The organism is Bradyrhizobium sp. ARR65 (genome assembly GCF_000472385.1).
GTDB lineage: Bacteria > Pseudomonadota > Alphaproteobacteria > Rhizobiales > Xanthobacteraceae > Bradyrhizobium.
Genome location: NZ_AWZU01000012.1, coordinates 81,845 through 95,987, shown reverse-complemented (window position 1 = coordinate 95,987; position 14,143 = coordinate 81,845). Strand labels below are relative to the sequence as shown.

Annotated in this window: 10 protein-coding genes; 2 read left to right on the top strand and 8 right to left on the bottom strand. The window is 63.4% G+C overall.

The features are described 5' to 3' along the window. Positions 1–195: 195 nt before the first annotated feature. The gene (locus F758_RS0115810; RefSeq protein WP_024508766.1) at positions 196–429 is read right to left on the bottom strand and encodes a cysteine rich repeat-containing protein; all 234 of its coding nucleotides are present in this window, start codon (positions 427–429) and stop codon (positions 196–198) included. Positions 430–880: 451 nt separating this feature from the next. Here F758_RS0115810 and F758_RS0115805 point away from each other — a divergent pair, with 451 nt between their 5' ends. Then, positions 881–1,384, top strand: a complete 504-nt coding sequence (locus tag F758_RS0115805) for a hypothetical protein (protein WP_024508765.1) — start codon at positions 881–883, stop codon at positions 1,382–1,384. A gap of 137 nt (positions 1,385–1,521) precedes the next feature. Here F758_RS0115805 and F758_RS0115800 read toward each other — a convergent pair whose 3' ends face one another. The 4 genes from F758_RS0115800 to F758_RS0115785 all read right to left on the bottom strand — a co-directional run bounded on the left by F758_RS0115800 (position 1,522) and on the right by F758_RS0115785 (position 8,032). Next, positions 1,522–3,888 carry an efflux RND transporter permease subunit gene (locus F758_RS0115800; RefSeq protein WP_024508764.1) on the bottom strand — a complete coding sequence of 789 codons (2,367 nt, stop codon included), beginning with the start codon at positions 3,886–3,888 and terminating at the stop codon, positions 1,522–1,524. Between the two features lie 245 nt (positions 3,889–4,133). Further along, on the bottom strand, positions 4,134–4,910 hold the full coding sequence (gene eutC / locus F758_RS0115795; protein ID WP_024508763.1) for an ethanolamine ammonia-lyase subunit EutC: 777 nt from the start codon (positions 4,908–4,910) through the stop codon (positions 4,134–4,136). Between the two features lie 4 nt (positions 4,911–4,914). Next, positions 4,915–6,498 (bottom strand): B12-binding domain-containing radical SAM protein, encoded by a 1,584-nt coding sequence (locus F758_RS0115790; RefSeq protein ID WP_024508762.1) that lies wholly within the window; start codon positions 6,496–6,498, stop codon positions 4,915–4,917. A 133-nt stretch (positions 6,499–6,631) separates the two neighbouring features. Continuing rightward, the gene (locus F758_RS0115785; RefSeq protein WP_024508761.1) at positions 6,632–8,032 is read right to left on the bottom strand and encodes an ethanolamine ammonia-lyase subunit EutB; all 1,401 of its coding nucleotides are present in this window, start codon (positions 8,030–8,032) and stop codon (positions 6,632–6,634) included. Positions 8,033–8,315: 283 nt separating this feature from the next. On the opposite strand from F758_RS0115785, the gene F758_RS0115780 reads away from it, so the two are divergent. Continuing rightward, a complete protein-coding gene (locus F758_RS0115780; protein WP_024508760.1) occupies positions 8,316–10,022 on the top strand; it encodes a methyl-accepting chemotaxis protein in 1,707 nt (568 codons plus the stop codon). Positions 10,023–10,159: 137 nt separating this feature from the next. Here F758_RS0115780 and F758_RS0115775 read toward each other — a convergent pair whose 3' ends face one another. The 3 genes from F758_RS0115775 to F758_RS0115765 form a co-directional block, all read right to left on the bottom strand. Further along, positions 10,160–10,546, bottom strand: a complete 387-nt coding sequence (locus F758_RS0115775; protein ID WP_024508759.1) for a hypothetical protein — start codon at positions 10,544–10,546, stop codon at positions 10,160–10,162. Between the two features lie 151 nt (positions 10,547–10,697). Beyond that, positions 10,698–11,576 (bottom strand): transglutaminase family protein, encoded by an 879-nt coding sequence (locus F758_RS0115770; protein WP_024508758.1) that lies wholly within the window; start codon positions 11,574–11,576, stop codon positions 10,698–10,700. Then, the gene (locus F758_RS0115765) at positions 11,573–14,122 is read right to left on the bottom strand and encodes a circularly permuted type 2 ATP-grasp protein (protein ID WP_024508757.1); all 2,550 of its coding nucleotides are present in this window, start codon (positions 14,120–14,122) and stop codon (positions 11,573–11,575) included. The genes F758_RS0115770 and F758_RS0115765 overlap by 4 nt, the downstream gene beginning before the upstream one ends. Positions 14,123–14,143 lie beyond the last annotated feature (21 nt).

Below are 14,143 nucleotides of genomic sequence, written 5' to 3'. Positions count from 1 at the left end.
TCCGTTGGGCGCGAAGGCCTGAAGGTCACCAAACGATCTTCGCGCAAAACCGCGAAGCACGGCTCCCATATAGGCGAATATGCTTTCAAAACCAATGCTGTCTGGGTGTTCCGCCGCCCCCGGCCCGGCTTTTGCGGGGGCGCGATGGCAATTGTTAACGCGCCTGGCGCGTCGCTGACGCGCCAGGCTTGGCGATTATTGCCCGTGGGACTTCAGCACCAAGTCGCAGGCCGGGCTGATTTTGGCACGATTTTCCTTGAGGCAGGCAAGAATGGTGAAGTCGCCCTGATCGATGACGGCACGGCAGTGCTTCTGCACGTCACGGGTGCAAGCCTTCTGCTCCTCCGGCGTTCCACGCCCATTGTCAGCGAAGGAAGCGGTGGAAAAGACAAGCGACGACAGCGCAAGGGCCAGAAGATATTTACGCATCATGTTCCTTCATTCTGAAGCAGAGTCTATCCGCCCCGCGCGAGGCATCGCCGGGAAGGTTTTTGGGATTAAAAGCGCCGCGAACCCCCGCGCGTCGCTTCGAGAAGCACAAGCGTGGACAAATGCGGCCAAATTTGCGGCGACCGCCTCACCCTTTGTGGGCTTCCGGGATGTCGTTCATTGGCACAGATAAGCTTTTGATACTAGAACATTATTCTGCCGCGATTGCTTTTCGTACTTGGCTGTTGCAAGCATGCAATCCCGGCCGGGAGGCTAGGGCCGATCGGTCGAGGATCCGCTATGCGAGAGGCTCACAAATCGGCTGATTCGCTTTACGGGCGCGCGGCCCTGTCATTTGAACCTGAGACAGTGCAGCAACACTAAACTTTCGATGCAGCGACGCGCGCGCCATGAATGACAGGCGTCATTTTTGAGAGATGGGAAACGCGATATGAAACTGTTTGGCTCCAGTCCGTTTGCGCAGGCGATGAAAGCCGCAGGCGTCGGCGCCGCACTGATGATGTCCGTCTCGGCGGGGCATGCGCAGTCGGGCAGCCCGTTCGCCGGCTTCAACGGCGCCTGGTCCGGCACCGGAACGGTTGCGCTGTCTGACGGCACCGTCGAGCGCATTCGCTGCAAGGCGGACTACAAGGTCGACGGCACGGGGTTGGGTCTGCGGCAGACCCTGCGGTGCGCCAGCGACAGCTACAAGTTCGATCTGACCAGCGACGTCACCAGCAACGGCGACCGGCTTTCTGGCAATTGGAGCGAAGCCAGCCGCAACATCAATGGCAGCTTGCAGGGCACCGCCGGCGGCGGCCAGATTCAGGTCTTCGTCGAGGCCAACGGATTTGCCGCCAACCTGACGTTGCGCACCACCGGCAACAAGCAGACCGTGCAGATCAACTCCAAAGGTGAGATCCGGGGCGTCAACATCACGATGGTCAGGAGCTGAACGCTCTCAACGCTGTTTTACGCAAAGTTCGCCCCCGGCACTCTCTCAGGCGGATCGAGAGCCGGGGGTTTTTCATTCAGCCAAGGACGAGGTTTCCCTGGCCCCGCTTCAGGGCAAGGGAAGAATACAGAAGAGACTCACACCGAGCGTTTCTCCGGCCCGTGGATGCGCTCGTGCAGATTGATCAGCCACATCGCGGTCGGCCGCAGGATGAAGAGGTCGGCGACAAGCGCTGCCACCATCGAAAACGCGCTGAGCCAGCCGAACAGCCGCAGCGAAGGCAGGTCGGAGAAGATAGTAACGCCAAGGCCACAGGCCAGCACCACCGTCGTCAGGATCAGTGCCGGACCGACCAGCACGGTGGCGCGCTCTACCGCCACTGCCGAGGTGACGCCAGGCTTGGTTTGCAAGCGCAGGCGGTTCAGGAAATGGATGGTCGCACTTAGCCCGAGGCCAAAGGACACCGTCAGCGCGACGACGCTGGCAAATTGCAGCCCCTCTCCCAGCAAGTAGAGCAGCGTGCCCGACATCACCACCGGGAAGATGCCCGGCAGGATGCAGGCCAACATCACCACCCAGGAGCGGAACGCGAGGCCGATGAAGATCGCGACGAAAGCGAATTCGATCGTGAGACCGCGGTTAAGCTTCTCGATCATGTTGGCCGAGTTGCGCGCGGCGATCGCAGCCAGCCCGGTGACAGCGATCTCATAGCCCGGGTGCTTCTTGCGTACCGCGTCCAGTTCATGGTCGAGCTTCTCGACCACAGGCAGAAGCTGGCTGGAGTCCTTGTCAGGCACCCTGCCCGCCACCACGACCGCGTCCTGTTCGGGGTCGATAAAGCGCTGCACCAGATATTTGGGAATGAGGTCGACATATTCCTTCAATGTTCCGACATCGGTGGTGCCGACCTTTTCGGCGAGCCAGCGGCGCAGCGTCTCCAGTGACCAGACGTTGCCCACGCCGGCCGCGCGCTCGACCGTAGCGTGAACATCGGCGATCGTCTGCAAGGTCTCAGGCGAATAGAGCGATGCGCCCTTGGGGAATTCGATCAGCACGTTGATCGGATTGGCGCCGGTGAGCTTTGCGTCCAGCCGCTCGCTCGCCGCGACCGCCTGTCGCTTGTCCGGCACCTGGTCGGCGAGCCGGTAGCGCGGCTGCAGGTTGGCATAGACCACCCCAAGGCTGCCTACGAACAACACCGCGATCAGGCTGAACAGGCCGGGACGGCTGACCATGCGCACCGCGATCCAGTAGCAAAAATTGCGCAGCATCTGCACGCCGGCGTCGGCGCGCTGGAACTTGACCGCGAAGACATTCTCGTTGCGCACGAGCAGGACACCGAACACCGGCACCAGCGACAGCACGGCCAGCAGCGCAATGATGGTCGCGGCCAAGCCTGCCTCGCCGAACTTGCGGATCAGGTCGGAGTCGGAGAACTGCAGGGCGATGAAGGAAATGCCGGCGGTCGCGTGCGTCAGCACGCAGGCAGGTCCCACCACCAGCACCGCGTTCTTGAACGCGGTAAACTTGTCCTGCCCCGCGATCAGCCGGTCGCGTGCAGCGAAAGTGAGCTGCATCGAGTCGGAGAAGCTGATCACCATGATGAGCGGTGTCATCACGTTCAGGAACATGTTGAGGTTGAAATTGGCCCAGCCGAGCCCGCCGAGTGCCAGCAGGATCGCGATCATCGGGGGGAATGCCGCCACGACCATAAAGGAGATCTTGCGGAAGAAGATGATGGCGATGACGCAACCGGCAACGATGCCGAGGACATTATAGGTGAGCCCGTCGCGCTCCACCGCGTTGCGTATCTCGAGCTGCATGACCGGCACGCCGGAGAGTTCGACGTTGAGTCCGGTATCGCCGAGGTCCTGCGACACCAGCTTGCGGATATCGCCGACCGTCGTGGCGAGCTTATTCGAGGAGACGACATCGGGCTCGAGCGACAGCACGATCAACGCCAGCGTGCCGTCTTCCGAGAGCAGCTTGCCGCGAATGATCTCGTTGCTTTTGACGGTCTCGATGAACTTGTTATAGGCCTCTCCGGTCGGCAGTTCGCTCGGGAACAGCGCGGCCGGCAACTTGCCCGGAGCCGGGGCCTGCCGGGCGGAGAACAGTGACACCAGCCCGCGCGTGCCGTCGACGAGCTGCAGGTCGGTGACGAAGTCGCGCAGCTTTTCCAGATTGTCGCGCGCCAGGAGGTCCTTGCCTTCGACGACGACGAGCACATCGAATTCCTCGGCCGGGAAGCGTTTGGTCACCTCCTCGTACTGGTGGAATTCCTTGGTGTCGGAGCGGAATAGCTGGGAGAGCGAATCGTCGATTTTGATGCGCTGGATGCCGAACACGGCGGCGACGACGAGGGCGGCCAGAATGATGCAGGACAGGATCGGCGCCTTGACCGCGATCAGCCCGATCCGCTCCAGGCCGAAGGCGATGCTCCCCGTGGGACGCTCTTCAACCTGCTCGACATGGACCTGACTGTCGTAATTCTTCTCGAGCATGCCCTGACCGGTTCTGGAATGGGAACAAATGTCTATAGCTTAACTTCCGCACGCGCGATTGTGCCAGAAGGCGGACGTCAAATCACTGCGCGCGGCCTTCATTGATCGGCACTAAGCTTCGATAATGTTTCGAAAAATCACGGCTGGCGGTTTAGCAGGTCTGGCGCTCGACTCGCAAGTTCCCCCCACGAAAGCGTGAAAAATCGATCGTCTTTGATGCTTTTGCGCCGCGCGTGGCGAATATGTCACGCAGAGGACACTGGCGAGATTCGCGGCTGCGCTAACTCCCCGCTTTCATCCTTTAGTGCAACGCCTGTGACGTTCCGCCTCAACCCCTCGCGAACCAGCCAGGCGATCTTGAAGGCGGCTTCGTCGTAAGTCAGCCCGTTGCGATGGATGTTGGAAACGCAGTTGCGCTCGGCATCCGAACGGCCCAGCCGCGGCGCAAAAGTGAGATAAGCCCCGAGACTGTCGGGCGCCGACAGTCCGGGTCGCTCGCCGATCAACATCACGGCCATGCGCGCGCCAAGCAGCGCGCCGATTTCGTCCCCGAGCGCGACCCGTGCCCCGGAGGCAACCACAGTTCGGCCAACCTCGATGTGGTCGGCCGCAAGGCGCGGCAAGAGCTGCCGCATCAGTTCGACCGCATGGGTGTGCACGGCTGTCGGCGACAGGCCGTCTCCTACCACGATCGCGACATCGCACGTCGCGCCCTTGCGTTCTTGCAGCATCTCGATGCTCGCTTGATCGAGCCGGCGGCCGAGATCGGGACGCTTGAGATAATCCTGCCGGCTCGCCGCTCGGCTGTTGACGGCGCGGACATCGAGGCCAAGCGCGCCAAGCGCCGCCATCAAACTGCGCGCGTCGAACGCCGCCTGCACGGCGTCGCGAGCGCGCGCGTGATCCAGGGTGAAGTCAAGCAGAGCTTTCGTCGTCAGGCTCGCGCCGGCACGACCCAGCGCCACGCGCGCTGGCGTGAGCTCACGCAAGCGCGAGACTGATCGGCGGGTCGGTGTGGTCATACACTCATTCGGCGGGTACCGCCGCCTCGCGCAGCCTGACCGAATAGTTCGAGGCGTTCTGATTGCCCCTCGTGGCTTCCTGAGCGAACCTGACCAGGTGATGGCCGACCAGCGTTGCCGCTAGCAGTCCTTCGATATCACCCTTCCGCAGCCGCTTGAGCGCAAACTTCCAGAATACGCGTCGGTAGTCGCCGAGCACGCCGACTTTCCAGAACACATTACGCAGGATGACGAGCGCGCGCTTGATGTTGGCCCAGGTCGCCTGCCCGCGGACGGGCGGCTTCACCCGGTTGGCATAGGTATATTCGCATTGATAGTTGTAACGATCAAAGAGCCTTTCCGGATCATAGGCTATTTCCATGCACCGCCTCCATTCGCTGACCACGTGGTCGTAAGGCAGCAGGAAGTCGACATTGGAATCGCGGCCCTCGTCGTGAATGAGCCGGCCCTCGCGCTCCAGCCGATCCCATAGCGGCGTCTTCGGTAATGCCTGCAAGAGATTGATGGTCAGCATCGGGATTCTGGACTGGTCGATGAATTGCAGCAGCGCATCGGCCGTATCGGGCTTATCAGTGTCGAGCCCCATGATGATGCCCGAGACCACTTCCATGCCGTAGGAGTTGATTGTGCGCACGCCCTCCAGGATCGGGACCATCATATTGTGGTCCTTCTGCATCGCCTTGAGCGCGTCGGGATCGGGCGTCTCGATGCCGCAGAAGATGGTGATGAAGAACGCCTCCTGCATCTTCTCCAGAATTTCGGGCCTTTTCGCGATGTTGAGCGTCGCCTCGCAGGCGAGCCGCGTCGGATAACCGTGCTTCTTCTGCCATTCGATCAGATGCGGCAGCAACTCCAGTGCCGCCTTGCGGTTGCCTATGAAATTATCGTCCACGAAATAGACCGTGTTGGTTGATCCGCCTTCGCGCAGCTTGTCGAGCTCGGCGATGATCTGCTGCGGCGTCTTGACGCGCGGATTGCGGCCGTAGAGGCCGGGAATATCACAGAACTCGCATTGATAGGGACAGCCGCTCGAATATTGGATGTTGGCCAGGAAATATTTGTCCAAGTCGGCGAGCTCGTAGGCCGGCACCGGAAATTCGGTCATTGGCAGGCGATCGAGCGTCTTGAACACGATCTGTTCCGGCGGCCGCGAGACGTCGCGCGCAAGCTGCGCGAGCAATGCATCGGTCGCGTCGCCCAGCTCGCCGAGGTGAAGATAGTCGAAGGCTGGATAATATTCCGGGCAGGCGCTCACGGAGGGCCCGCCGATGGCGACGGGCAGGTCATATTCATGTGCGCGATGGCAAATGTCGTTCATCTGCTTGCGCTGGATGTGCATGCCGCTGACGAAGACCGCGTCGGCCCACTCGAAGTCTTGCCTCGCTGCCGGCTGGATGTTCTCATCGACGAAGCGCACCTGCCAGTTTTCCGGCAGGTAGGCGGCGATCAGCAGCAGGCCCTGCGGGGGCATCAAGGCCCGAACGCCGTCCGTCAATGGATAGGCGTATTCCCAGGTCGCGAAAGCGGACGTATAGCGCGGGAACACACAAAGAATGCGACGCACCATCTCGCTGCTTGCAGCTCTCATCGACTCCCCTCCGCCATTGCGCACCGGTCCGGCAAATCATCAGCGCGTGCGACAAAGCTGGGCCCAAAAATGCTCAAGATTGTGACCGCCGCTCTCATCGATGCTTTAAAGACGCTCGCTTCACGGCCTCGGTTCAAATGGCGGGGCTCTCCTGTTCGATCAAGCGCGAGGCAAATTCGGGTAACTGCCCTGCATCGCCGGCAAGCCGGAAGCTGGAATCGGCGAGCCCGACCTGAAGTAGCCAGTCGTCGAATTCCGGCGCGCGCTTCAGGCCGAAGAGGTCGCGGATATAAAGTGCATCGTGGAAGGAGGTGGACTGATAGTTCAGCATGACGTCGTCGGCCCCGGGTACACCCATGATGTAGGTGACGCCCGCCGCAGCGAGCAGCGTCAAGAGATTGTCCATGTCGTCCTGATCGGCCTCGGCATGGTTAGTGTAGCAGACATCCACGCCGAGCGGCAGGCCCAGCAGCTTGCCGCAGAAATGGTCCTCGAGGCCTGCGCGGATAATCTCCTTGCCGTCGTAGAGGTACTCGGGCCCGATGAAGCCGACCACACTGTTGACCAGGAGCGGATTGAACGCGCGCGCCACCGCATAGGCGCGGGCTTCGCAGGTCTGCTGGTCGACGCCATGATGGGCATTAGCCGACAGCGCAGAGCCCTGCCCCGTCTCAAAGTACATCAGATTTTCGCCGACCGTGCCGCGCCGCAGCGAGCGACCCGCCTCATACGCTTCCCGGAGCAACTTCAATTCGACGCCAAAGTTGCGGTTGGCGGCTTCGGTCCCGGCGATGGATTGGAAGACGAGGTCGACCGGAAAACCCTGATTAATCAGGTCAAGGCTCGTGCTGACGTGGGTCAGCACGCATCCTTGAGTCGGGATCTTCAGCCGCGCAATCACCTCGTCGAGGAGGTGGAGCAACCTGCCGATAACGGCCGGATCGTCACTTGCGGGATTGATGCCGATACAGGCATCGCCTGACCCGAGCAGAAGGCCGTCGAGGATGGAGGCGGTGATGCCCCTGGCATCGTCGAAGGGGTGATTCGGCTGCAGCCGCGCGCTCATGCGGCCCGGCAGGCCGATGGTGTCGCGAAAGGCCGTGGTCACCTGGCACTTTTTTGCGACCAGGATCAGGTCCTGGTTGCGCATCAGTTTCGACACCGCCGCCGCCATTTCCGGCGTGACGCCGCGCGAAAGCTTTTGCAGTGCGCCGGTCGCCGCCGCATCCGACAACAGAAAATCGCGGAACGCGCCGACCGTCATGGCGGCGACCGGCGCAAACGCCTGTTCGTCATGGGTATCGATGATCAGGCGGGTAACCTCGTCGTCCTCGTAGGGGATCACGGCCTCGTTGAGGAATTGCCGCAGCGGAACGTCAGCCAGCGCCATGCGCGCAGCGATCATCTGTTCGGCGGTTTGGGCCGCGATCCCCGCCAGCCGGTCGCCCGAGCGCGGCGGCGTCGCCTTGGCGAGGAGATCGCGCAGATCGTCGAACAGGTAAGCAGTGGCGGCGATGGTGTGGCGATAGCCCATGGCGACTGGCTCCCTGCGCGTCCTGTGCGTTGCAAAGGTAAACGGCGCCGGCCGAGGTGTCCTGTATTACTACGGGATTCTCCCAAGAGCCGGCTTTGACACCTTACCGGCCCCTGCAAAAGTATGATTCCGATAGGCAATTCCTGTGCAAGTTGCAGCGCACAAGGGCTCGCGCATTAAGATTTTATCCATCGGAACCCTGCACAATCACGCATCGGCTGGCGCACTTGCCAGGTTCAGGGGGAGCCCGTCGGCCCAACATTTCAACAGCCGAAATTCCATCATGAGCCTGTTTTCGCGCCTTTCGCTTGCAGCGAGGCTGTACTCGATTTTCACGCTGTTCGCCGTGCTGACCGCGGCGATCGCGGTGCTGTCCGACTATAACAGCCGCCGCAATACCGAACTCACCGCGGCCATCGAGCGGGCCAACCTTGCTGCTCTCAATGTCGAGCGCGTCAATTCGCTGGTCTATGCGGTGGTCATGGAGTCCCGCGGCGTCTACATGTCGACCGATCCGGCGGCTGTGAGGAAGTTCGGCGACGGCCTGCTCAAGTTCAACGACCAAATTCTCGGCATCGTCCAGAAATGGGAAAGTATCGTCCAGGTTGACGATGCCGCGCAGTTCGCAACTTTTAAGAAGCGCATCGAGCAATTCGTCGATTTCCGCAAAGAGCTGGTGCGCCGCGCCTACGAGATCAACCCCGCGGCGGGGCGTGAATGGGGCGACAATGATGCCAACCGCGCGGTGCGTTCGGCACTGAACAAGGACCTTGAGGCTCTGTCAAAGGTCTATGCCGAACGCGGCCGGCAGATCTCGGCGGAGACCGAACTCAACCGCGAGCTCTCCTTCGTGCTGACCTGCCTGGGCGGCGTCGCGCTGGCGCTCGTCGTGATCGGCATCGTCATAATCGCGCGCTCGATCGCGCGGCCGCTGTCGGCCATCACAGCGACGATCGAGCGTGTCGCCGAAGGCGGCGACCACGTCCAAGTGCCACACACACAACGCAGTGACGAGATCGGTGCGCTGGCCCGGGCCATCCGCATTTTCCAGGAAGCGATGGAGCGCAACCGCAATCTCAACGCCCAGGTGTCGGCGGATTCCAGGGCGCGTGAAGAGCGCAGCCGGCACATCGAAGCCGCAGTCGAAGAGTTCCGGCACGCGATCGGCGCGGTGGTGCGTGCCGTCGATGAGAATGCGACCGCGATGCGCGGAACGGCCGAGACCATCAACCGCGTGACCTCGGACGCCAATGGGCGCGCGGATGCCGCGGCCGGCCTGACCGCGCAAGCCTCTGGCAATGTCTCCGCCGTTGCGAGCGCAACCGAGGAGCTGTCCGCCTCGGTGCAGGAGATCGGCCGTCAGGTTCGGCAATCCGCAGCCGCCGTCGAACAGACCGGTGCGCGCACTGAAAAATCGATCGCCGAAATCGAGAGTTTGGCCGCGGCCACGCAGCGGATCGATGGCGTGCTGACGCTGATCCAGGCGATCGCCGAGCAGACCAACCTCCTCGCGCTCAACGCCACCATCGAGGCGGCGCGCGCGGGCGATGCCGGCCGCGGCTTTGCGGTGGTCGCCCACGAAGTCAAGGCGCTGGCAGGCCAGACCGCCAAGGCCACCGAAGAGATCGGCCAGAATGTCGCGCTGATCCAGAACTCGACCAAGAACGCGGTCGACGCCGTGCGCGAGATCGGTCATGCTGTCCGCGAGATCAACGACATCACATCGACGATTGCCGGCGCCGTCGGGCAGCAGGATGCCGCCACGCGCGAAATATCCGTCAATGCGCAATCGGCGGCGCAAGGCAACCACACGCTGGTCGCCAATATCGCCTCTCTGCGTGACGCCATCGGCGAAACCTCGACTGCGGCGGCCTCGGTGCTTTCAGCCTCCGGCGGCCTTGCCTCGACAGCGCAAACGCTGTCGAACGAGGTTGAAAAATTCTTCCGCAATCTGCGGGCAGGCCCGGCGGGCGGCCAGAAGGTGGCCTAATCGGTGAACCCTCATTGTGAGAAGGTGAGAAGGTGAGAAGGCGCGAAGGACGAAGGGGAAGGGGAAGCGATAACAATACGTCGGGTGGGCGCGGCGCAAACGCGCCTGTGCCCACCCTGCGGTCACCGTTTGATTTGTTAGTACCGCCACTCCGCACGCGACCTACGCCACACAACCGGCGGAGGCGGCGGGCCGATATCACGCTGCCAGACGCGGCCATCGTCGAACTGGATACGCATGCCGTCGGGCGAATAGACGGCGCCCTCGTCACGCGCATCGATCCAGATCCGGCTATAGGGCGCGTTCCAGTCAGGCCAGGCCTTGAATGAGTCGCCCGCTTCCGTCGTCAGCGTTACCGCCTCGCCATTCTGGGTGACGAAGGCGGGCGCACCGAACATGCCGTCCCGGCAGTTCTGAATGCACCGATAGGTGCCGGTCAGGTTGACCGTTTCGGCCGAAGCGCCGGTGGCGACACATGCGGCCAAGAGGCCAAGGGCCAGCGATAATCGTCTCATCAGGATCACTCCATCGCTTGCATGAGAAGATGAGCCCGACAAGGCGGGCTACGGCAACAAACAATCCCGACAGCGGCTCTTTGTTCCGGCTGTTCCCTGCCGTTCCGACACCGCTGCGTGATGTGGAACTCCCATTTTTTGATTTCCGCGCGGAACATGTTCACTCCACGAGCAACACATCGACGGCAACATTTAGCTTCTGCTTGGGCGAGCCGACGATGATGCCGTCCACCGGCGACACGTCGGAAAAATCGCGCCCGATCGCAATCATGATGTGATCGTTCTCGACCAACAGGTCGTTGGTCGGATCAAGGCCGATCCAGCCGAGCGCCTCGCCGCACCAGAGCGAGACCCACGCATGGGTCGCATCCGCACCCTCCAGGCGCGGCTGTCCTGGCGGCGGAATGGTGCGCAGGTAACCGCTGACGTAGGCCGCAGGCAGCCCGAGGCCGCGGAGCCCTGCGATCATCACATGAGCAAAATCCTGGCAGACGCCGTGACGATTCTCGAACACCTCCTTGAGCGGCGTGGAGATCGCGGTGGCCTTGGCATCGTATCTGAACTGGGTGCGAATGCGATGCATGAAGTCCACGGCGCCGAGGAGAATCCCGCCGCCCGGCGGAAAGCTCGCGGCGGCGTAAGCGGTGATCGGCGTAAGCACCGGTACCAGCGGGCTTGCGAAGACATAGCCAATGGGCGACGCGGGACCGAGGCTGTTGGCCCCGAACGCGATATCGCGGATGCGCTCCCAAGCGGGGCTCTCCACGGCGCGACCGGGCGCCTTGCGCGCGACCTCCACACGCGAGCGCGAGTCGATGCGCAGATGGCGATGCGGGGCTTCGATCACCACGCTCTCGGTGAGCGTGCCGAAGAAGTCGCGCCGCATCGTGCGCTCGATCGGACGCGGCCGGATCTCGACATGGTGCGACATCAATCGTTGCCCGTGCCCGCTCAGCGGCTCGAGCCGCAGCGTACAGCGGGCGAAGCTGACCGCGCTCTCATAAGCGTAAGTGGTGACGTGCCGGATGTCGTAGATCACGCAAGGCCCGTCAGCTTCTCGGGCCGGCTGGCGTTGGGCCCATGCGGGAAATAATGCGAGCCGATGGCATCGGCGAGACTGAGAAGGTCCTGCTCGAGCCCGAACAGCGTCTTGGTATCGAGCGAAGCCGCTTCCGCGGTCGTGAGCGTGGATTGCAACGCGACTGCAAGCCGTTGCGGCCGCTCGATCAGGCCGGTCTCCTTCAGCGCCGGCAGACTCGCGATATGCTCGTTCAGAGCCTGCACCTGGAATGCGACCGAGCGCGGATTATAAGGATCGAGCACGGCAAGATCGCGCACCGGCGCCAGCACCGGCGCGAGCAAATAGCGCGAGCGGTAGGTGATCTGGCAATCGACCAGCGTGAGCAGCGTATCGAGATCTTCATCGCTGGCCTCGTCGTAGGCGAATTGGCGCGCGAAGCGGGTGGTGTTGATAGCGCGCTCGGCACGACGACCCATTTCAAGGAAGCGCCAGCCGGCGGCGCGGTTCATGTTCTCCTGGGCGAGGCCGGCGAAGCTCGCGAGCTCCTGCAGCGTGAGTTCAGCGGCGCTGATCACGCCGTCATCATCCTCGATCTCGTTGGCGAGCCGCTCAGCCATTTCGGTGATGACCTGCCAGGCATCTGGTGACAGCCGTTCGCGCAAGGACGTCGCGGTGCGCTGCGCGGCGCGCACCAAATTGAGGCCGGAGCCGAACCGCTCCTCGGCCTGCAGCGCTTCGGCCGCGACCTTCGCTGGTTGCATCCGTGCGTTCTGCGAGGCCGCGCCCCAGGCAACGAGCAGCCGCTGGATGCGTTCGGCCACCTGCAGCGCGCCGGGCGCGCCCTCGCCGGCATCGCGCTGGTGCGTGCCGAGCGCGCGCACCAGGCGCAAGGTCGCCTCGGCGCGTTCGAGATAGCGACCAAGCCAGAACAGATTATCGGCGGCGCGGCTCGGCAACACGCCGGCGATACGCCGGATACGCACGGTGTCGGAGGCCGGCAATAGCGTACGAGTCGACACCTCCTTGTCGGAGACCACCCAGACGTCGGCGGCGCGGGCGCCGTCGCCCATGGAGACCGCGCGCGCATCAAGCTGCTCGGCGATCCGGCAGAAGCCGCCGGGCATCATTATCCAGCCGTCGGGCGTCGCGGCCGCAAACACTCTAAGCACGAAAGGGCGCGGAGCGAGCCGGCCGTGGTCCCACACCGGCATGGTCGACAGCCGCACCAGCTCCTGGCCGGCATAATCGATGCCACGGTCGCGGATGGCGGCTTTTAGCTGCTCGCGCTCGCTCGGCGACAGTTCGCTTGCCAGCACCGGGCCATGGCTGGCAAAGCCGGGGACGGTCCGGCCATAGGCGCCTTCGATCGCAAAATCGTCGAGCCTTGAGAGCACCTCCTCGCGCGCCGCCTTCTGGCCGCACCACCAGGTCGCGATGTGCGGCATCTTCAAGTCCTCGCCCAACAGGCGGCGGCAAAGGCTTGGCAGGAAACCCAATAATGCACGCGCCTCCAACACGCCCGATCCCGGCATGTTGGCGACCACGACGCCGCTCTTGCGCAGGACATCGATCAGGCCGGGCACGCCGAGATGCGAGGAGGCATCGAGCTCGAGCGGGTCGAGCGAGTTCGAATCGACCCGCCGCAGCAGCACGTCGAGCCGCTTCAGGCCAGCAACGGTGCGGATGTGGACCCGGTCCCCCGACACCGCGAGGTCGTCGCCCTCGACCAGGAGAAATCCGAGATAGCGCGCCAGCGTTGCATGCTCGAAATAGGTCTCGCTGAAGCTGCCCGGCGTAAGCACGCCGATACGCGGCTCGTCGCGATCGGCGCTGGCGCGAAGTGAGTCGCGGAAGGCCTCGAAAAATGGCGCGAGCCGTTCGACATTCATCGATTTGTAGAGCGAGGCAAAGGCGCGCGACAGCACCAGCCGGTTCTCCAGCGCGTAGCCTGCCCCCGACGGAGCCTGCGTGCGGTCAGACAGCACCCACCAGCGGCCATCGGGGCCGCGCCCGACATCGGCGGCGTAGAGGCTCAAGTAGCGCCCGCCCGGCGGCTTGACGCCGCAGACGGGTCGCAAATATTCGGCGCTGCCGGCAATCGCCGCTGCGGGGATGGCGCCATCGGCGATGAGGCGGCCCTCGCCATAGAGGTCGCGCAGCACCAGCTCGAGCAGTTCGGCGCGCTGCACGATGCCGGCAGAGAGCTGCAGCCAATCGGCCTCATCGATCAGAAGCGGCAGGTGACTGAGCGGCCACAGCCGCTCGGCGGCCTCGCCCGGCGCGTGATAGGTGACACCGGCCTCGCGCAAATGCCGGTCGGCCGCGCCGAAGCGGCGCTCGATCTCGGCGGGCGACAGGGCGGCAAACGCATCGAAAAACCGGGTCCAGACCGCGCGCGGTCCCTCGCTGCCGATATACTCATCGGGGATTCCGGGAAGCCGCGCATAGTCGCGCATCCACTGCGCCACGCGCCGCTGGCTGGGCCGCGGCCGCCCCGCTGCTTGCGCCTGACCGGCCGCCGCCTGCCCCGCACCTTGGCCCGCCTCATCGCTGGTGGCCGCCATCCGACTCTCCTGCCAAAAACC